A 20,507-nucleotide genomic window follows, 5' to 3' on the forward strand; every position below is an offset into this window, starting at 1 on the left:
ACATGGTTGGCCATCTGATGATGGCCTTTTTTAATGGCGTCGTTTTGCCACCAGCGTAAATTTATAATCGTCGCTTTTGAAGGTGTTGCGGCTGTATTCAAAAACGCGTCCATCGAGCAGAAACCCGCGAGAGATTTTCTCCAGCACCGGTTTCCCCTGCGGCATGCCCAGCATTTCTACAGTATCCTCATCCGGAATAACCGGGATCAGTTCCTGCTCGCTGCGATCGATAACCATCTTTTTGATCTGTTCTATATAGTGATATTTAGAATTTTCCATCACCTCCCAGGTGAGATCGGGAAAGAGGGCGAGCGGCATCCATGTCTCTTCGAGGGTAACGGCTTTCTGCTTAATAAAACGAACCCGTTTTACATGCCAGACTTTATCTTCAGCCGCCAGCTGTAGCCATTCGGCCAGCATCTCTCCTGCTGGAATGACCTCAAAGACCTTCACTTCGCTGTGCGTTTCAACCTGACGGTCGGCAAGCTTCTCATAAAAACTGGTGAGCTGATAAATGTCGTAATTAACGCGCTCCTCTTTCACATACCAACCGCTGCCCTGAATGCTCTCGATAATATTCTGTTCCGTTAGCAGCTTGAGTGCTTGCCTGATGGTCACGCGGCTGACCTCGAAACGGCTCTGTAGCGTAGATTCTGTGGGAAGTGCATCACCTGGTTTTAATTCACCTTTTGCAACTTGTTCGCGCAGAACGTCGGCTATCTGGCGGTACATCGGTTTTTTGCTCATCTCTTTTCGCTTTTGTCGGCAATAAAGTCAGATATTCAAGACAAATTATGCGTACATTTTATCAATAGTAAATAATACAAATTAAATACAAATATTGTCTCGTTAGTGAAATTGATCACGTAAAGGTATTGTTTTGTCTGCGACAATCGCGGCACATAATAATGACAATCCTCTGAGGACCATGATGAATTTGACAATACTGTCCCACCCTCGCGCAGTCTGTGTGCAGGCGAGATTTACCGATCGTGACGATGCCATTCGCCAACTTACGCAGCGGCTGACCGAATTAGGCAAAATCACCGATGCCGACGCTTATCTGGCGGAAGTTTTTCACCGCGAATCGCTGGGGCCTACGGCGCTTGGCGAAGGGGTGGCGGTACCGCACGGTAAATCGTCGGCCGTGAAAGAGGCGGCTTTCGCGGTGGCGACGCTGAGTGAACCGATGGACTGGGAAGGTATTGATGGCCCGGAGTCTGTTGAACTTATTTTTTTACTGGCGATCCCGCCAGATGAAGCCGGTTCGACCCATATCCAAATCCTGACCGAACTGACCACCTGCCTTGCGGATGAGGATCTGCGTGCTCGCGTCATGGCGGCGACCAGCGCCGAAGCGGTGCTGGTGGCGTTAGTGGTCGAAACAGCGCCGCAGGCCGCAGTGGCGACGGCGGATGCGCCAACGATTGTTTGCGTTACCGCATGTCCGGCGGGCATTGCGCATACCTATATGGCGGCTGAGTATCTGGAGAAAGCCGGTCGGCAAATGGGCGTTAACGTGGTGGTGGAAAAACAGGGTGCCAATGGCATTGAAGACCGCTTAACGGCTCAACAACTGAATGATGCGCGCGCCTGCATTTTCGCCGCAGAGGTCGCTATTAAAGAAAGTGAACGTTTCAACGGTATCCCGGCGATCTCCGTTCCGGTTGCCGAACCGTTGCGCCACGCAAAAGCGCTGATTGAACAGGCGTTAGCGCTGGAGCCTCTGCAAAGCCAGCGTGTTTCTCAGCCACAGACAGAGGTGAAAAAGGGGCTGAAAACTGACCTGAAACAAGCACTGCTGAGCGGAATTTCGTTTGCCGTGCCGTTAATCGTCGCCGGAGGGACGGTACTGGCGGTGGCGGTATTGATTGCACAGATTTTCGGCCTACAGGATGTGTACAGCTTAGAGAAATCCTGGCTGTGGATGTATCGCCAACTCGGCGGCGGGATGCTGGGCACGCTGATGGTTCCGGTACTGTCGGCCTATACCGCTTATTCGCTGGCGGATAAACCAGCGCTGGCTCCAGGCTTTGCGGCGGGTCTGGCGGCGAACTTAATCGGCTCGGGTTTTCTTGGCGGTGTTGCCGGTGGCCTGATTGCCGGTTATCTCATGCGTTGGGTGAAACAGCATCTGCGTTTAAGCAGCAAATTCAATGGCTTTTTAACGTTCTACCTCTATCCGGTGATTGGCACGTTGGGCGCGGGTAGCCTGATGTTGTTTGTGATTGGCGAGCCTGTCGCCTGGATCAATACCTCGCTGACGGCCTGGCTAAATGGGTTATCAGGCACCAACGCGCTACTGCTCGGTATGATCCTGGGCTTTATGTGTTCGTTTGATCTTGGCGGTCCGGTCAATAAAGCGGCATATGCATTTTGTCTGGGCGCGATGGCCAACGGCGTATTCGGTCCCTACGCCATTTTCGCTTCGGTAAAAATGGTTTCTGCTTTCACCGTCACCGCTTCAACCATGCTGGCGCCACGCCTGTTCAAACAGTTTGAGATTGAGACCGGTAAATCCACCTGGCTGCTCGGCCTTGCCGGGATTACCGAAGGCGCGATTCCGCTGGCGATTGAGGACCCGATTCGGGTGATTGGCTCTTTAGTGATGGGGTCGATGGCGACCGGAGCCATCGTTGGGGCCATGGGGATTGGGCTTTCGACCCCAGGTGCCGGGATTTTCTCGCTCTTTTTACTTATCCCCGCAGACCTAAGCGCGGTGATGGCCGCCGCGGGCTGGTTTGGCGCCGCACTGATTGGGACGATTATCTCCACGGCGATTTTACTGCTCTGGCGGCGTCAAGCGGTTAAACAGGGGAAATACGTCACCGATAGCGTGATGCCGTAAGCACTTACTCAACAGGAAATGACGATGAAAGCAGTATCTCGCGTTCACATTACGCCGCATATGCACTGGGACCGTGAGTGGTACTTCACCACCGAAGAGTCGCGTATTTTGCTGGTTAACAATATGGAAGAGATCCTGACTCGCCTTGAGCAGGATGCAGAGTACAAATATTACGTGCTGGATGGTCAAACGGCGGTGCTGGAAGACTATTTTGCGGTGAAACCTGAAAACCGGCAGCGGGTTAAAGCGCTGGTGCAGGCCGGGAAGCTTATTATCGGCCCCTGGTACACGCAAACGGATACGACCCTCGTTTCCGGTGAGTCAATTGTCCGCAATCTGATGTACGGCATCCGCGATTGTATGGCCTTTGGCGAACCGATGAAGATAGGTTATCTACCTGATTCATTTGGGATGTCCGGGCAGATGCCGCATATTTATAATGGTTTTGGTATCAACCGGGCTCTGTTCTGGCGTGGGTGCTCTGAACGTCATGGCACCGATAAAACCGAATTTTTATGGCAAAGCGCTGACGGTAGCCAGGTCACGACACAGGTGTTGCCGCTGGGCTATGCGATTGGTAAGTACTTACCCGAGGATGAGGCCGGGCTGCGTAAGCGACTTGACGGCTACTTCGAGGTGCTGGAGAACGCCTCGGTGACTAAAGAAATCCTATTACCCAACGGGCATGACCAGATGCCGTTACAGCAAAACATCTTTGCGGTGATGGATAAACTGCGTGAAATCTACCCGCAGCGAAAATTTGTCATGAGCCGCTTCGAGGAGATTTTTGCTCATATCGAAGCGCATCGGGAGACGTTGGCTACCCTGCACGGCGAGTTTATCGACGGTAAATATATGCGCGTGCATCGTACGATTGGATCCACACGAATGGATATCAAAATTATCCATGCGCGTATTGAGAATAAAATCGTTAACCTGCTGGAACCGCTCGCCACGCTGGCCTGGAGTTTAGGTTTTGACTATCACCACGGTCTGCTGGAGAAAATGTGGAAAGAGATTTTAAAGAATCATGCCCACGACAGCATCGGCTGTTGCTGTAGCGATAAAGTGCATCGTGAAATCGTTTCACGCTTCGTGCTGGCCGAAGATATGGCCGACAATTTGATTCGTTTTTACCTGCGTAAAATCACTGACAACATGGCGCACAGTGAAGAAGACAAGCTGGTGATGTTCAACCTGATGCCCTGGCCGCGTGAGGCGGTGATCAATACGACCGTACGTCTTCGCGCCAGCCAGTTCCGCCTGCTTGATAGCAGAGGAAATGAAATCCCTTATTTTATTCGTGGCGTGCGCGAGCTTGATCCTGGTCTTATCGACCGGCAAATCGTCCATTACGGCAACTACGAGCCGTTTATGGAGTTTGATATTCAGCTCAACCAGATTCTACCTTCGATGGGGTACTGCACGCTGTATATCGAACCGCATGTTGCTGGCCGTCAGGCGATACCCGCTCCGGCGACCCAGGCACTGTTGGAGAACGCGTTCTGGCTGATCGATCTCAATGACGATGGAACGCTACAGCTACGCGATAAGGATTCAGGGATTGTTTATCAACGCGTACTGGAGATTGAAGAAAGCGCCGACGACGGGGATGAGTACGATTACTCCCCCTCGCGCGAGGATTGGCGCCTCACGTCTGCGGGCGTTGCGTTTGAGCATGAAATTATCCGCGAGGGATGGCAAGACCGGGCAATCATTCGCTATCGGATGGCGGTTCCGGCGGATCTGGAGGCGCGCGCGTCACGTCAGCGCAATGGTGAAGTTAGCATCGAAATAGGTGTTACGCTAAGCCATAACAGCCGGCGGATTGAGGTTGATATTCGCATTGACAATCAGGCTGACGATCACCGAGTTCGGGTGCTTATCCCCACGCCATTTCACACTAATGACGTGTTGGCTGATACCCAGTTTGGCTCGCTGCTAAGGCCTGTTCACGATGAAGCGATGGCCAACTGGCAGGCTGAGGGATGGAAAGAAGCGCCGGTGCCGGTCTGGAATCTGCTCAACTACGCCGCGCTGCAGGAGGGGCGTCATGGACTCGCGGTGTTTAGCGAAGGATTGCGTGAATTTGAGGTAGTGGGTGAGGAGAAAAAAACGTTTGCTCTGACGCTGCTCCGTGGCGTCGGCTTACTCGGAAAAGAGGATCTCTTATTACGTCCCGGCAGGCCGTCAGGCATAAAAATGGCGGTACCGGATTCCCAGATGCGCGGCGTGCTGCACGGGCGCTTTTGCCTGTTTAGTTATAGCGGGACGCCGCTTAACGTTGGCCTGGCTCAGCAGGCGCGTGCCTGGCTGACGCCCGTGCAGTGTTATAACAAAATCCCGTGGGATGCGATGAAGCTCAACAAAGCAGCGTTTACTGTTCCCGATAGCTACAGCCTGTTGAGTATGTCACCGGTTGGCTGTCAGCTTAGCGCGCTAAAAAAAGCAGAGGACAGAGATGAAATCATCCTGCGTTTATTTAATCCCTCTGACAGCGTCAGCTGCGATGCCGCCGTGTCGTTTAGCCAAAGCGTAATGCATTGCCGCGAAACCGGGATGGATGAAATACCCGCTGGCGAGCAGAGCGATACGAAGGGAATTAACGGCGTGTTTCGGCCAGGGCAGTCGCGGACGTTTAGTCTGAAACTGGCCTGAAAGAAGTGATGAGTCAGCGCCAGCAATCTTATGCTGGCGCTGACCGGCCGCTATCAGGATGATGCCAGTGTTTTCAACCAGCGAATTCCGCTTTCCGGCGAGGTCATTACCGGCACCGGCGGGGAAGGGAGCTGCTGTAAAACGCGCGCCATCGAGGCCTGCGCCAGCATCACAACATCTGCCTGGGTAAAGGCGCTCTGTAACCCTTCACTGACGATACGGTCATGAGTATCCATGTCTCCCGCCAGCAGCGCGTGGAATGCCTCCTCCATTAATATAGGCGTGATGGTTCGCGATTTACCGCTCTGCTGCACTTTGCGCTGTACGTAATCCAGCGTTGGCTTCAGCGTGGTTGCCACGGTCGCCAGTACGGCGATCCGCTCACCTTTTTCAATCGCCTCTTCCACCATTGCGCAATCAATGCGTGCGAGCTGAAGTGGGGTCATAAACTGGCATTGCTCCACCGCAGTACCAATTGAGGAGCAGGCGGTAATAAAGATATCGCAGTCCGCCTTTTCGGCAATATGTACATAATCGGCGATGCGGGCGGCAATATTGGGCGTCACGCCCTGGGCCTTCATTACCTGCTTGATCATGGATTCTTCCACCAGGTGCATGACTTCAACATCCGGCATGATGTCGGCAATCAGCTGTTGCATCATCGTAAGCGTGGCGGCACTGGTATGCAGCATGGCGACCTTTTTCATTGGGCAATCTCCTTAAGTAACGTTTCCGCGACGGCCAGCGCCGCATCATGATCTTCCTGCGCGGATAAACCGCCTACCGCGACGGCCCCAAGGCATTTTCCTTGGTGCAGAATCGGGATCCCGCCCGGCAGCGCCGTAAACAGCGGGTCGGCAAAATAACCAATATCCAGTTGCTCTTTCTGCAGGCGCTGTAAAAATGCCTGCGTGGTACAGCCCAGGCGGCTACTGGTGCGTGCTTTACGCTGGGTTAACTCGATGGTTAATAGTTTGGCGTTATCCATCCGCGCAAAGCTGAGTAGTTCGCCATTGGCGTCGCATACGGCTACGCTTAACGGGCGTTTTGCGTAACATGTTTCGGCGAGGTCGAGCGCAGAGGTCACGGCGCGCAGGGCATGCCCCAGAGTGAGAGTTGTCATCGTGATTATCCTTTTGACAGATTTTCGCAAGCGGGTTGAACGGGATCTTTGGCTGCGGCGGCCTGCGCCTGTCTGGCGTCTTTCTTGCGCCAGTAGTTCGCGAGCAGCGAGCCGCTGACGTTGCCAAGCGGAGTCATCACCGCCGAGGCCAGGCCAACCGTTGCCAGTTTGCCCATCGCTGCGGCAAGCCCGGACGCCATGCCGCCGTTTTGCAGGCCGACTTCAAAGGCTACGGTGCGGGCAGACTGTACGTCCATGCGGAAGATCCAGCGGCTCATCAGATAGCCAATCAGGAAGCCGCCGAGGTTATGCATCAACATGGCGAAGCAGAGCAGGAAGCCGACCTGCACCAGGTTCTCGCGCCCGGCTGCGGCTGCGGTGGTCGTAAAGAAAATGATCCCCATCATTGAGATGGTCGGCATGATTTTCTTCACGCCCGCCACGCGGCCATACAGCCAGTTGTAGAACAATGCCCAGACGAGACCGCCTGCCACGAAGTTAAGCACCACCGCGTACATTTGCGCGTCGGCGCTGGCGTGACCAAACAGCGCGTCCCAGCCGCCAGCAATCATATACAGCAGCCAAAGAGCGCCGATCCCGGCCAGCATCTGGACGACACGGCGTCCGCGCACGCCCGCATAGGTTTTCAGATAGTCATGCAGAATTGCCGCGCCGATGGGGATCAATACGATTTTCACCACATCCATTACCATTGCGGTGAGCTGGATATCGATCATCGACCCCGCCAGCAGATTAACCCACAGCGGCGTCATCACCGTCGCCGCCAGCGTTGAGACTGCGGCGATCGAGACCGCCAGCGCCAGGTTGGCGTTCGCGATATAGACCATGACGGTAGAGGAGAGTCCGCTTGGGCAGGCGCCAATCAGCAGAATCCCGACCGCTACCTCAGGCGGAAAGTTAAAGATAAGCGTAATGCTCAGGCCGAGCAGAGGCATGATAACGAAGTGGCAGAAGGTGCCAATAAACACCGCCCACGGCATTTTGGCGACGTCAATAAAATCCTGGATCGTTAGCTTAGTACCCATGCTAAACATGGTGGCCTGAATGACGAGGAACACGATCCATTTATGGGTGATATTGAAACCGCCCCAGACGATCAGATCCGTAGACCAGGTCATGGCGGCGACAAACCCGGCGATGATCCATAGCGTAAACTGATAGCTGCGTAGACCTGGCCAGTAGCCTGCACCGGCGGCGAATCCGGCGGTGAACATCACCAGCCCGGGCTGCCAGAGCGCCGCGGACTGGATTAGCGCACCGATAATCGCCAGCGCCGCACCCGCAACGCTGACGCCGAGTCCGGTTTTGTGAATAACAGTGGTCATAGTCATGTTGAAATGTCCTTGCTGTTGTTATTGCTGCCGGGATGGAATAGATAACATGTGCCGCGCCATTTCTGGCGTGGCGACTTTTTTATCCATGCTGCGAATGAGCGTGGCGAGTTTGGCAACCTGCTGGTAATTATGCTGTGCTTTTTCTTCAGCGCTTAAATAATAGCTATCCTCAAAGCCGATTCGCACTTCACTGGCCCCCATGCCGACGGCGGCGGCAATAATATCGAAGTTCTTTCTGCCAAAATGAGTAATACCCCATAAGGCATCGCGCGGGATCATGCTACGCAGAGCAATTAAAGCGTCAATGGTTGCTGGCGTACTGCCGCGATGGCCGAGGACGATATTAAAGAGCATGGGTTTTTGGAATTTTATTTTATCTTCAAGGTTCAGGATGTTATTAATCATGCCAATTTCAAAAACTTCAAACTCGGGAATGATATTGCGCTCGACTATTTGCCGGGAGCAATATTCCACGTCCGGACCGGGATTAAAGTACACCGCATCTCCGAGGTTGACGGAACCGACGTTCAGCGAAGCCATCTCTACGCCGGGGCAGGAGAGTGGCGCGCAGCGTTCGGCGATGGACATTGAAGAGACGCCGCCGGTAGATGCCTGAATAATCAGGTCTGAATGGCGCATGACGTTATCAATGGTCGCCTGAAAATCGGTGGTATCCGGCGTCAGGCGACCCTGTTTATCGCGAACGTGTAAATGCACGATGGACGCGCCATGCTCTACGCTGGCGAGTATTTCCTGCGCCAGTTCTGCGGGTATAACTCTGGGGCAATCCGCGGCAACGGGTGCCAGCGAAATAATAACAGTATCCGACATATTTTCCTCCGGTACAGAGATATTTAAATTATAGGTAAGGCTTTATCCAGTTTAATGAGTCGGGCCCTGATGTTGATGGTTGATATTCACAGCCAATCCAGCCCTGGTAATTCATTTTTCTAATAAAATCGAATAGCCATGTTTCATTTAATTCACCTGTTCCCGGTTCATGGCGATAGGGGACAGACGCAATTTGAAAATGTTTAATTAAGGTGAAGTAGCGTTCAATATTTTTTGCCACATTGCCATGAATTTTCTGACAGTGGTAAATATCAAACTGTAAACCGATATTTTTCTTGCCAACCTCTTGAATAATAGATTCGGCCAACGGAAAGCTGTCAATAAAATAACCGGGCATATCCTGCGAATTTAACGGTTCAATCAGCACATCGATTTCCGCTTCAGCCATCATATCGCAGGCGATACGCAGCCGGTTGGTCAGGAGAGTGCGCTGAGCGTGAAGCGTCAGATCGTCGCAGCGCGAACCGGCCATAACGTGAACCCGACGACAGCCCAGCGCCGTGGCGTAATCACGCGCCACGTTGAGGCTATGGTGAAATTCCTGGTCTCGACCGGGCTGCGCGGCCAGTCCCCGCTCACCTTGTGCCCAGTTACCCGCCGGTGCGTTCATCAGCACCACCGGCAGGGACGTTTCCCGCTGTGCAGCGTGCATATGCGCCAGCGGGTGCTGCCAGAGAAATAGCCCTTCAACGCCGCGAAAACCAGCCGCCTGCGCCGCCGCAAATCGCGCCGCTATCGGTAAATCTGTAAACAACCAGTCGAGGTTAGCCGCTAACTTCAGCATGGCGCGCACCCTCCCGGTTATCAACCAGATGCAGCTTAACGCCCTGGCTGGCAAGAGTTTGCTGGGCGTTTTCCGGTAACCGGTTATCAGAAATAATGTCGGTTAACTGTTCCAGCCCACAGATATGGAACATGCCGTATTTGCCAAACTTACTGCTGTCGCAGACCAGCACCCGACGCCGGGAAACGGTGAGTACCGCTTCTTTAACCGAAGCTTTCCCTTCGCTCGGCGTCGACATGCCGCGTTCGGTATCCCACGATGAGGAGCTCAGAAACGCCACGTCAATATTAATGGTGCGCAGAAAACTGGCGGCGCTTTTTCCAAGGCATGAGCGGTTACGCTGATCCACCAGACCACCGGTGTGATAGAGCGTGATGTGCGGCATATCCATCAGATAGTGGCTGATGGAAAAATCGTTGGTTACTACCGTCAGATTGAAACAGTGGCTGGCGGCGACCGCTTTCGCCACTTCAAACAACGACGTACCGGCATCCAGATACAGCGTTTGTCCGGGCTCAATGAGCATGGCGGCGAGCTGGCCCATTTTACGTTTCACGTCATGATTCAACTCGGCTTTTTCCCGCCATGGCAGCTCGGATTTCAGCAGGTTATTGAGCTTCACTCCGCCGTTAATGGCGATAACTTTGCCTTCTTCTTCCAGCAACTGGATGTCGCGACGCACGGTCATATGCGACACGCTCATCAAATCTGCCAGTTCATTAAATGAGGCGGCATTTTTTTCGTGCACGTAGCGGTAGATAAAATCACGTCGTTGCTCGGGGATCATTATGTCACCTCACGCTTGCCGGGAATGTTCAAGTTCGGCCACCGCTTCTTCTGAGAGCGGAACATAGCCAAGCGGTTTTAACGTCAGCCAGATGCGGGCGCTGTCTTCCAGTTCTTCAGCGTTAAACACCGCCTCACGCAGCGAGCGACCGCTTACTACCGGCCCGTGATTGGCCAGCAGCGCGGCCGTATGGTCTGCCGCGATTTCACTCAGTGCGCTGGCAATGCCTTCATGGCCAGGCTTGAAATAGGGCAGCAGCGGTAACTGCCCGACGCGCATCACATAGTACGGCGTTAACGGCGGCAGGCAGTTTTTCGGCGTGGTGCACGGCAGGCAGGAGAGCGCGGTCAGCCATGGAGAATGCAGGTGCACGACCGCGCCGCAGGATGGCCGATGTCGATACCACGCCAGATGCATGGGCACCTCTTTTGAGGGTTTGTCACCGCTAAGATGAACGCCGTTGGCATCCAGCCGACTTAGCGTGGCAGGATCAAGCTCGCCCAGACAAGAGTTGGTCGGGGTCACCAGATAGCCGCCATCCGGCATTTTGACGCTAAGATTGCCGGAACCGCCGCTGCTGTAACCGCGCATAAACAGGGAACGGCCATAGTGGACGAGTAGTTCGCGCAGTTGGTGTTCACTCACCGAATTCATAATGCGTACTCCTGGGCAGTAAAAAAGAAATCGTCGTCACCAAAGTTGCCTGACTTCAGCGCCAGCGCCAGACCGGAGGAAAATACCCACGGTACGCCTGGCGCAATGGCTTTGCCGACGGACAGACGCTTCACCTGCAAGGCTTCCACAACGGTGCCGGAGGTTTCTCCGCCCGCGACGATAAAGGTGTTTACACCCGCAGTTCGTAGCTTTGAACTCAGCCGGGCAAAAGCGTGTTCGATTGCCTGGCTGGCGGCCTGTTCGCCGTGCTCCTGTTGAATACGTTTGAGTACGTCTGGCGGCTGAGTGGCGTATATCAGTGGCGCTAATGGGTCGCTGATATGCGTCATCGCCCAGGCGCTCAGTTCATCGGTGTAGCGTTCGGCATCAGACAGGCAGCGGGACACATCAAGCAAACGAGACGCTGCCGCGGCCTTATAGCGATTAACCTGACGATTGCTCATTGCCGAACAGCTACCGGAGAACACCACCGTTTTGGCAGGCAGTGGAAAAGAGTCCGGCGGCATGGATTGCTGGCCTCCGCTGCAGGCGGCCATCGCGCCGCCGAGCCCTGAGCCCCCGGCTAACAGAGGGCTGGCATGGAGAGCTTGCGCCAGCGTGTTGAGATCTGCTTCATCCAGCGTATCGACGATAACGTGACGCGTACCTTCAGCCTGAAGTTGGGCCAGGGCGTAAGTGACCGCTTCCACACCTTGACGCAGGGTCGTGAGGTTGATGCAACCAACCGCGCCTGGCGTTTGCGCGCTCAGCAGGCGCGGCAGGCTGGCATCGTTCATTGGATTGAGCGGATGCTTTTCCATCCCGGATTCGTTAAGCAGTACACCGTGTACAAAAAGATGACCATGCACCACCGTGCGTCCGTTTTGCGGCAGAGCGGGGCAGTGGACGATCAGCGGAACCTGCAGGTCGTTCATCAATGCATCGCTGACCGGGCCAATATTGCCTGTTGGCGTGGAGTCAAACGTCGAACAATATTTAAAATAAATCTGGCGGACACCTGCATTTTGTTTCAGCCAGCGGGCACAGGACAGGGATTGGGCGACGGCCTGTTCTGCGGGTAATGAGCGGCTTTTCAGCGAGATGACGATAGCGTCAACCTCTTCATTCCAGCATTGCGCGGTATCGGGCATACCGGGCAGAAGCGCGACGCGCCACCCCTGCTGCGCCATAAAGCTTGCAATGTCCGTTGCGCCGGTAAAATCGTCGGCGATAACGCCTGTGGTGACGGCCATGGATCAACTCCGTTCAGATTGTTTGCTAATTGAACATATTATTCAGGAGGGCCTTTCACATTCACATGATGATTATCACAAATAAGCACATCATCGATTCAGATTAAAAACGGGTAATTTATTGAAAATAATGAGGTTAGGTGTTGAGTGTTGCGAAAAGAGTCTCACAAGAGAGTGTGAAGATTCGTTAATCTTTGAGAAAGCGGAGTCGGCGGTGTGCTGCAGAGTATTATCGTGGTCGCTATAATTTTCTTGCCAATTGATCATAATCATCTGCACAAATGAGATTATTTTTTGCGGTGAGCATCATTCTTTCCTGAGGCTAATTTTTGCATATTAGCGGCCTTAATATTGTTAATGCCGGAGGATAACGTGCCGCTGAAAATCCAGGATGACTATTTACACCGTTTTTTCTCTATCGCAGAACTCTTCTCCCGAGCCACTGGGTTAGCCACAGTCGTCGTTGATATTAACGGTATAGCGTTGTCTGAATGTCATAATTTTAATTCGTTTTGCACATTAATGCGTGCGGATGAGCGCTATCGAGCAGGTTGCCAAAAGTGCGACAAGTACTGTGCTTTTGAGGCATTAAAACAGCTTAAACCCAGAATACTCACCTGTCATGCAGGGCTAAGTCTGTTCTCGATGCCATTAATTCATGAGGGACATCTTTACGGTTTTATTATCTGCGGGCAGGTGCGGGTAAAATATCAGGAATATGAAACTATCGCTATTGATAACAAAAACTCATGGATTAATAACCCCGAAATTAAAGCTGAGTGGGGCCAGTCTGCGATGGTGGATAATAATGTACTGGTGGCGTCAGCAAATTTGTTAAGTTTTATTGTTGATAATTTTGAGAAAGAACAATTGATCTCTGAGAAGATTGTGGTTCCGGCAACCCGATACGCTCATCATTATTTCACTGAGCCTTCACGTCACGAGAAAAAACTTATGGCGGCGCTGCGTTATATTGACGAGAATTTGTATGGTGAATTGTCTTTGGAATCTGTCGCGGCTCATGTGTGCTTAAGCGCGAACTATTTCAGCCGGTTTTTCAAGAAACGCCAGGGTGTTAATTTTAAAACCTGGGTGAGTCAGAAAAAAATGCAAAAAGCAGGGGAGTTATTACACGATCCGCTTCATTCCATAGACAGTATTGCCAGGAAATTGCAATACGCGCAAACCAGTTACTTTTGCCGCGTTTTCCGGGCGGCGCATCAAACGTCGCCCCAGTCTTTTCGTCACGCCAGACTTTCGCAGTAAAGATTGTCTGGCAGCGTGATGGCTTCAGGTATAAAAGAGAGCCGATCGCTCAGGGTCACCACATCTCCGATTACAATCAACGCCGGTGGAACAATATTAGCTTCCTGCGCCTTGCTCAATAATGAACCGAGCGTGCAGGTCAGGCGACGTTGATTTTCTCGGGTCGCGGACATAATTAGCGCGGCGGGCGTGTCTGCTGATTTCCCGCCCATCAACAGCTCTTCACAGATAAACGCCAGATTGGCGATACCCATGACGATGACCAACGTGCCGTTAAGTTTCGCCAGTTGACGCCAGTCCTGCTGCTGATTGCCTTCCCGCGTGTGGCCAGTCACCACGTGAAAGGCGGAGGCAAAATCGCGATGTGTCACCGGGATACCGGCATAGGTCAGGCCGCCAATCGTAGAACTAATACCCGGTACAACTTCAAAAGGGATGCCCATTTCAACCAGATCCTCAACTTCTTCAGCCCCACGGCCAAATACATACGGATCGCCACCTTTGAGGCGCACAATGTTGTGGTGTGTTTGGGCATACTGGACCAGCAGTGCGTTGATTTCACCTTGGGGAACGCAATGGAAGCCTGGATTTTTGCCGACATTGATAAGCAGGCAGTCAGGTAATGCCCATTCCAAAATTTTAGGATTGACCAGCCGATCGTAAATAATGACGTCGGCCTGTTTAATGCACATCATTGCTTTGAGGGTCAGTAATGAAATATCACCAGGACCTGCTCCAACGAGCCAGACCTTTCCGAAAGTTTTCACAATGTGTCCTTTATCACGTCTGTCAAAAAATGGCACAAACGACATCAATAAATGATTAAAAGCAGTCGTTTGCCCGTAAGTTATAACGTGAAATTATCCAGGATTAGCGCATGGATAATATTGATTAATCTCGCAAAGTTTTTTCTGCAATAAACAAGAAGACTTGAAAAATTATTAAGAACTTATTGGCACTATTTACTTAGGTTTAACCTTATTTAAATTGTGTTTATTGTTGTGCTTGAGTATTATTGGTTAATATTTATCCGCCATCAGTGTGAGCAAATCATGGATTGGATCAATGACATCAATGGAGAAAATAAAATATAACTCTCGGTGCTTATCTGGGTGCCTTGAATTATTTTTTATAAATTAAACTATTTTTGTACGCTGCATATGGAAGAGGTTATGAGAGGAAAAATACCCAAGACGGAGTTGCTGGTAACTTTTGAAGTGGTTGCGCGTCACGAAAGTTATACCCGGGCAGCTGAAGAGTTGGCGTTAACACAAAGTGCTGTTTTCCGCCAGGTGAATGCACTGGAGGATTTTCTTAATACCGCGCTATTTAATCATGCCAAAAAACGTATTTTTTTAAATGCGGCCGGCAAACATTATTTAAGTATCGTTAAAGAAACGTTAAATAAACTCGAGCGCGATACGACCACAATAATGACCTGGCAACCGACCGTACAGGTTATTGAGCTGGCGGTAAATCCGACGTTCAGTACGCATTGGTTGATCCCCAACCTGCGCGAGTTTAACAAACTCAATCCTGATATTATTGTGAACATCCATTCGCTGGCGAATATCGGTGATTTTCTTAATCGTGAGTATGATGCGGCAATTATGCGCGAAGATTTCTACTCACCGTGGTCAGAGGTTGAGTACCTGTTTGAAGAGGAAATTCTGCCAGTTTGCAGCCGCTGTCTGCTGGCCGAACCGGAACGGAAACTGTCAGTCCACGAACTGCTGAACGAATACCCGCTGTTGCACCAGAGTACGCGAATCAAAGGCTGGCAGGAATGGTTTGCGCTGTCCAACGTCAGCAGTCCGCTGGTAAATAAAGGCCCGAGATTTGATCTGTTGTCGATGTTGATTGCGGCGGTTCGTTCTAATCTGGGGGTTGCGCTGCTTCCTCGTTTTGCCATTCAGCACGATCTGGACAATGGAGATATGGTCATTCCTTGCGATGTTCCGATGCGCACCGGGAACCGTTTCATTATGACGTGGCGTGAAGAGAAATCGGAGTCTGCGCATTTACAGACATTTCGTAACTGGTTGCTCAGTAAGTCCGTGGTGTCGGCTACCTGATGGTGGTTTGCGCTTTATCAGGCCTACAAAGATTGGTAGGCCGGATAAGACGCGTTAGCATCGTTATCCGGCAAAAGAACGGCTACCAGTCGATTCCAATCTGTGCCTGAATCCCGCGGTCAAACGCGTGCTTGACCGGGCGAATTTCACTGACCGTATCGGCCAGTTCCAGTAGCAGCGCATGGCATCCGCGCCCGGTCACGATGACGCTTTGCTCCGCAGGGCGATTTTCGATGGCGCTGATAACCTCCTGGGTGTCCAGATAGTGGTAAGCCAGCATGTAGGTGAGCTCATCCAACACCACCAGATCGTACTGCGGATCAGCCAGCATGCGCTTACTTTCCTGCCAGACTACCGTTGCCGCCTCGATATCCGCTTGCCGATTTTGGGTTTCCCAGGTAAATCCGGTGCCCATAATATGAAATTCGACACCGAGCGGTTGCAGCGTGTTGTACTCGCCATTATCCCACTGACCTTTAATAAACTGCGCGATGCCAACGGTTTTTCCGTGACCAACCGCGCGCGTTGCCGTACCAAAGGCTGCGGTGGATTTTCCTTTACCGTTGCCGGTGAAGACAATCAGGATCCCTTTCTTCTCCGTTGCCGCCGCCACGCGGGTATCAACCTGTTCTTTCAGTTTCTGCTGACGCTGGCGGTGTCTGTCATTATTGGCTCGCGCTTCCATGGTGACTCCTTAATGTCCTGCCGGACAGGTTGCGCAGCGGTGCTGCTGCTCAAACTGGCTAAAGAAGTTATTGCCTTTGTCATCCACTAATACGAAGGCCGGCATATTTTTAACTTCCATCATCCACACCGCTTCCATTCCCAGCTCGGGATATTCAAGGCAGTGCAGGCTCTTCACGTACTGCTGCGCCAACAAGGCTGCGGCGCCGCCAATGCTGCCAAGGTTAAAACCACCATGTTTGCGACACGCATCCGTGACTTGCGCGCTGCGGTTGCCTTTCGACAACATGATCAGACTGCCGCCCGCAGCCTGGAAAGCATCGACGTAACCGTCCATGCGCCCGCCGGTTGTGGGACCTAGCGAACCGCAGGCCAGATTACTGGGGGTTTTAGCCGGGCCCGCGTAATAGACGATATGGTTTTTCATGTAATCTGGCATCGGTTCGCCGTTATCCAGGCGCTCTTTGATTTTGGCATGCGCGATATCGCGAGCCACAACAATCGGGCCGTTTAACGATAAACGCGTCCCAATTGGCAGAGTGGTGAGATCCAGCAGGATCTCGCGCAGCGGACGATTCAGATCCAGTTGTACGGTCTGGGCGCCATTTTCCACCCGCTGTGAATCGGGAATAAATTTGCCCGGATTATGCTCGAGTTTTTCCAGCCAGATTCCGTGTTTGTTGATTTTGGCCTTGATGTTGCGGTCGGCTGAGCAGGAGAGAGCCATGGCGATAGGGCAGGAGCCGCCGTGGCGTGGCAGGCGGATCACCCGGATATCGTGGGCAAAGTATTTGCCGCCAAACTGCGCGCCGATGCCAAACTCGCGGCTGGCGTTGAGCAGCTCGGCTTCCAGCGCCGTATCGCGGAATGCCTGACCCAGTTCGTTCCCGCTGGTGGGCAGGTTATCGTAATATTTAGTTGAAGCCAGTTTAGCAACTTTCAGCGTCTGGTCGGCGGACAAGCCTCCAACGACGAAAGCGATGTGATACGGCGGGCAGGCGGCTGTACCCAGTGATTTCATTTTTTCGATCAGAAACGCGGTGAGCTTTTCCGGCTGCAGAATAGATTTGGTTTCCTGGAACAGCGCCGCTTTGTTAGCAGAGCCGCCGCCTTTGTTGACAAACAGGAAACGGTATTCGTTACCCGGCGTGGCGCTGATGTCGATTTGCGCCGGCAGGTTAGTCTGGGTATTGACCTCGGTATACATGTCCAGCGGGGCATTTTGCGAGTAACGCAGGTTGTTTTCGGTGAAGGTGGTGTACACGCCTTTGCTTAATGCTTCTGCGTCATCGCCGCCGGTCCAGACATGCTGTCCTTTGCAGGCCACAATGGTTGCCGTCCCGGTATCCTGGCAGTTGGGCAGGACGCCTTTGGCCGAAACCTCAGCATTGCGTAGCAGTTGCAATGCGACGTACTTATCGTTACTGCTGGCCTGCGGATCGTGCAGAATGCTGGCTATCTGTTTTAAATGTCCGGCGCGCAGGAAAAATGAAGCCTCATAAAATGCCTGCTGGGCTAATAAGGTTAGCGCTTCTGGCGCAACCTTAATCACTTCCTCTCCGTCTAACTCCGTTACCGCAACGTGCTGGTTACTCAGTAATTCATATTCGGTATTATCTTTACTCTGAACAAAGAGTTCCTGCCAGACAAATGGTTTAGACATGTTTACATCTCACCTTTTAGTTAATATGTCGGATGGCGCTCACGCCATCCGTAATTGCTTAATGCGCTAAAAAGACATTGGCTTTTGTCGCTTCGGCGACATATTCGATCGTTTTCTGGGCGCGAACGCTGTTACCGGCTTCATCCAGCGGCGGAGAATAGACGGCAATCGCATATTCGCCCGGGACAACGGCGACCATGCCGCCGCCGACGCCGCTTTTTGCCGGGATGCCCACGGTGTAGAGCCATTTACCGCTGCCGTCGTATAGTCCGGCAATCGCCATTTCTGCCAGCACCTGCGGAACATATTTTTCATTCAGCAACTGCTTGCCGTTGAATGGAGATTTGCCTTTGTTCGCCAGTACCGCCCCCATTTTGGCCAGTTGCTCAACGGTGATATCCACCGAGCACTGACGGGTATAAATTTCGACAGCTTCGTCGGTATTGCCATAGAAGCTGTTATAGGATTCCATCAGCTTCGCCAGCGCCTGATTGTGCTGGTTGGTTTCCATCTCGGATTTAAAGACCGGCTCATTAACCGTGAGCGTGGCGTCGGCCCAGACGTTCAGGTTGTCGAGGATTTTGTTCCAGCGATCGGTTTTGTCTTTGGCTTCAATCAGGCTAACGGTGCTCATCGCCCCGGCGTTTACCAGCGGGTTCTCAGGCGCGCCTTTGGTCAGCTCAACCGCTAAACCGGAGTTGAAGGGCATGCCAGTGGCATTGGCCCCGAGTTTGTCCAGCACCACCTGAGGGCCGTGCTGTTCCATGGCGAGCGCCATGGTGAAGACTTTGCTCAGGGATTCCATGGGGAAGGGTTTGTTAACATCGCCAACCTGGTAGATCTTGCCGTCCACCGTGGCAATGGTGATGGCAAAGTTATTCGGGCTGTAGGTCGCCAGGGCAGGGATGTAGTCGGCGACTTTTCCATCGTGGTTACTTTTATATTTTTGATGTGCCTGGTCGATAAGCTTTGCGTAATCCGGCGTGGTTTGCGCGAGAGTCGTTGCGCTAAACAAAACGCTGAAGGAAAAAATACTCACGCCGAGAAGAGTTTTAGTCATGGTGCAATCCTGTTGGTGTGCTCATCATGGTGCCGGATGGCGGCTTACCGCCTTATCCGGCCAACGGATAGTTAAACGTTATGCAGGCCGGATAAGCGCAAGCGTCATCCGGCAATAACGTGGTATCAGGACAACGCGACTTCTGTTTCGGTAACCGGACGTTCTTGTTCCGGGGTCTTCACTGGTGCAGTGCCACGACAACCCTGGCCGAAGTGTTCACCTTCCCAGCGACCTACAATGGCAGCACCCATTGCGTTACTCATGACGTTGGTAGCAGAACGACCCATATCGAGGAACGGATCGACGCCCATCAACAGGATCAGACCGGCTTCAGGAATGTTGAACTGGTTCAGGGTTGCGGCGATAACCACCATTGATGCACGCGGTACGCCCGCCATCCCTTTAGAGGTCAGCATCAGGATTAACAGCATGGTAATTTGCTCGCCCATGCTCAGCTCAATGTTGCACGCCTGAGCAATAAAGACGGTGGCAAATGAGCAGTACGCCATGGAGCCGACCAGGTTAAAGGAGTAACCGATAGGCAGAACGAAGCTGGCGATTTTTGAAGAAACGCCGAATTTTTCCAGCTTGTCCAGGGTGCCCGGGAAGGCGGCTTCTGAGCTGGAGGTAGTAAAGGCCAGCAGTGCAGGCTCGAGGATTGATTTGGTCAAACGCGCGATGCAAGGCCCGACTATCATGGTTGACAGGCCAATCAGGATTGCCCACAGCATACCCAGGGTCAGATAGAATTCACCCATGAAGATCCCGGCGCTGACCATCACACCCAGACCACGTTCGGCAATCAGACCAGAAATAGCGGCAAAAACGGTCAGTGGTGCAAACAGCATGACGTAGCCCGTCAGCTTCAGCATCACGTGTACCAGTGAATCCAGAACCTTCACGATAGGCTCGGCTTTTTCACCAATCGCGGCCAGGCTGCAACCGAGGAAAATTGAGAACACCACGATCTGCAGAATTTCGTTACGCGCCATCGCATCGACAATACTGGTCGGTACCGCGTGCGAGATAAACACTTTCAGCGTGAATGGCTCTGACTTAACGGCGGCAACAGCCCCGACGTCATGTGGCACGAAGTTGATCCCCGCGCCTGGCTGGAAGATGTTAACGATAACCAGACCCAGTGCAATTGACACCAGAGAGGCGCAAATAAACAGGAAGAAGGTTTTCGAAAATATACGTCCCAGCGTTTTGGCATCGCCCATTTTGGCAATACCAACAACCAGAGTTGAAATAACCAATGGCGCGATAATCATTTTTACCATGCGTAAGAATATAGTGGTAAAAATAGAAATATCTGCTGCATAGGATTTTGCGGTTTCAGCCGCGGCCATATTATTTATGGCCACCCCAGCAATCATGCCGAGTATCAGGCCTAATATGATCATCTTCGTTAAACTTATTTTCTTCATGTGTACTCCATCGGA

The 20,507-nt window shown here is 52.5% G+C and carries 17 protein-coding genes and 1 pseudogene; 4 read left to right on the forward strand and 14 right to left on the reverse strand.

All coding sequences use genetic code 11. The features are described 5' to 3' along the window. Positions 1–30 precede the first annotated feature (30 nt). Positions 31–747, reverse strand: coding sequence for a GntR family transcriptional regulator (locus tag BZK42_RS08870; RefSeq protein ID WP_019076293.1), 717 nt, complete (start codon positions 745–747; stop codon positions 31–33). A 184-nt stretch (positions 748–931) separates the two neighbouring features. Here BZK42_RS08870 and mngA point away from each other — a divergent pair, with 184 nt between their 5' ends. Next, positions 932–2,848 carry a PTS 2-O-a-mannosyl-D-glycerate transporter subunit IIABC gene (mngA, locus tag BZK42_RS08875; protein WP_080859012.1) on the forward strand — a complete coding sequence of 639 codons (1,917 nt, stop codon included), beginning with the start codon at positions 932–934 and terminating at the stop codon, positions 2,846–2,848. Between the two features lie 24 nt (positions 2,849–2,872). Continuing rightward, positions 2,873–5,506, forward strand: coding sequence for a mannosylglycerate hydrolase (gene mngB, locus BZK42_RS08880; protein ID WP_080859013.1), 2,634 nt, complete (start codon positions 2,873–2,875; stop codon positions 5,504–5,506). Positions 5,507–5,559: 53 nt separating this feature from the next. On the opposite strand, the gene BZK42_RS08885 is transcribed toward mngB, so the two are convergent. From BZK42_RS08885 to otnK, 8 genes are read right to left on the reverse strand one after another with little or no spacing between them, the layout of a single operon-like run. Then, complete coding sequence (locus tag BZK42_RS08885) at positions 5,560–6,213, reverse strand: aspartate/glutamate racemase family protein (protein WP_016152288.1); 654 nt, start codon at positions 6,211–6,213, stop codon at positions 5,560–5,562. Continuing rightward, complete coding sequence (locus tag BZK42_RS08890) at positions 6,210–6,629, reverse strand: GlcG/HbpS family heme-binding protein (RefSeq protein ID WP_080859014.1); 420 nt, start codon at positions 6,627–6,629, stop codon at positions 6,210–6,212. Before BZK42_RS08890 ends, BZK42_RS08885 begins: the two co-directional genes overlap by 4 nt. Before the next feature lie 5 nt (positions 6,630–6,634). Continuing rightward, positions 6,635–7,981 (reverse strand): bile acid:sodium symporter family protein, encoded by a 1,347-nt coding sequence (locus tag BZK42_RS08895; RefSeq protein ID WP_016156006.1) that lies wholly within the window; start codon positions 7,979–7,981, stop codon positions 6,635–6,637. 21 nt (positions 7,982–8,002) lie between these two features. Beyond that, on the reverse strand, positions 8,003–8,815 hold the full coding sequence (locus BZK42_RS08900) for a beta-keto acid cleavage family enzyme (RefSeq protein ID WP_080859015.1): 813 nt from the start codon (positions 8,813–8,815) through the stop codon (positions 8,003–8,005). A 28-nt stretch (positions 8,816–8,843) separates the two neighbouring features. Continuing rightward, positions 8,844–9,620 (reverse strand): hydroxypyruvate isomerase family protein, encoded by a 777-nt coding sequence (locus tag BZK42_RS08905; RefSeq protein ID WP_080859016.1) that lies wholly within the window; start codon positions 9,618–9,620, stop codon positions 8,844–8,846. Next, the gene (locus BZK42_RS08910; RefSeq protein WP_046274719.1) at positions 9,601–10,407 is read right to left on the reverse strand and encodes a DeoR/GlpR family DNA-binding transcription regulator; all 807 of its coding nucleotides are present in this window, start codon (positions 10,405–10,407) and stop codon (positions 9,601–9,603) included. Before BZK42_RS08910 ends, BZK42_RS08905 begins: the two co-directional genes overlap by 20 nt. Before the next feature lie 9 nt (positions 10,408–10,416). Further along, positions 10,417–11,061, reverse strand: coding sequence for a 3-oxo-tetronate 4-phosphate decarboxylase (gene otnC / locus BZK42_RS08915; RefSeq protein ID WP_016152294.1), 645 nt, complete (start codon positions 11,059–11,061; stop codon positions 10,417–10,419). Next, positions 11,058–12,314: a 3-oxo-tetronate kinase gene (otnK, locus tag BZK42_RS08920; protein WP_080859017.1), complete on the reverse strand. Its 1,257-nt coding sequence runs from the start codon at positions 12,312–12,314 to the stop codon at positions 11,058–11,060. The genes otnC and otnK overlap by 4 nt, the downstream gene beginning before the upstream one ends. Before the next feature lie 372 nt (positions 12,315–12,686). Here otnK and BZK42_RS08925 point away from each other — a divergent pair, with 372 nt between their 5' ends. Then, the gene (locus BZK42_RS08925; RefSeq protein WP_080859065.1) at positions 12,687–13,580 is read left to right on the forward strand and encodes a PocR ligand-binding domain-containing protein; all 894 of its coding nucleotides are present in this window, start codon (positions 12,687–12,689) and stop codon (positions 13,578–13,580) included. Here the strand turns inward: BZK42_RS08925 and cobA are convergent. Next, entirely contained in the window at positions 13,559–14,347 is a 789-nt protein-coding gene (cobA, locus tag BZK42_RS08930; protein ID WP_080859064.1) for a uroporphyrinogen-III C-methyltransferase, read from the reverse strand. The genes BZK42_RS08925 and cobA overlap by 22 nt on opposite strands. Before the next feature lie 405 nt (positions 14,348–14,752). On the opposite strand from cobA, the gene BZK42_RS08935 reads away from it, so the two are divergent. Continuing rightward, positions 14,753–15,655 carry a LysR substrate-binding domain-containing protein gene (locus BZK42_RS08935; RefSeq protein ID WP_016152298.1) on the forward strand — a complete coding sequence of 301 codons (903 nt, stop codon included), beginning with the start codon at positions 14,753–14,755 and terminating at the stop codon, positions 15,653–15,655. 82 nt (positions 15,656–15,737) lie between these two features. Here BZK42_RS08935 and cobO read toward each other — a convergent pair whose 3' ends face one another. From cobO to BZK42_RS08955, 4 genes and pseudogenes are all read right to left on the reverse strand, one after another. After that, a complete protein-coding gene (gene cobO, locus BZK42_RS08940) occupies positions 15,738–16,340 on the reverse strand; it encodes a cob(I)yrinic acid a,c-diamide adenosyltransferase (protein WP_016156012.1) in 603 nt (200 codons plus the stop codon). Positions 16,341–16,349: 9 nt separating this feature from the next. After that, a complete protein-coding gene (locus BZK42_RS08945) occupies positions 16,350–18,002 on the reverse strand; it encodes a class I fumarate hydratase (protein WP_080859018.1) in 1,653 nt (550 codons plus the stop codon). A gap of 58 nt (positions 18,003–18,060) precedes the next feature. Beyond that, positions 18,061–19,062: a glutaminase A gene (gene glsA / locus BZK42_RS08950; RefSeq protein WP_016152301.1), complete on the reverse strand. Its 1,002-nt coding sequence runs from the start codon at positions 19,060–19,062 to the stop codon at positions 18,061–18,063. A gap of 148 nt (positions 19,063–19,210) precedes the next feature. Continuing rightward, positions 19,211–20,492: pseudogene (locus tag BZK42_RS08955) on the reverse strand (dicarboxylate/amino acid:cation symporter); the annotation flags it as partial. Positions 20,493–20,507: the final 15 nt, after the last annotated feature.

It is taken from the genome of Citrobacter braakii (genome assembly GCF_002075345.1).
GTDB lineage: Bacteria > Pseudomonadota > Gammaproteobacteria > Enterobacterales > Enterobacteriaceae > Citrobacter > Citrobacter braakii.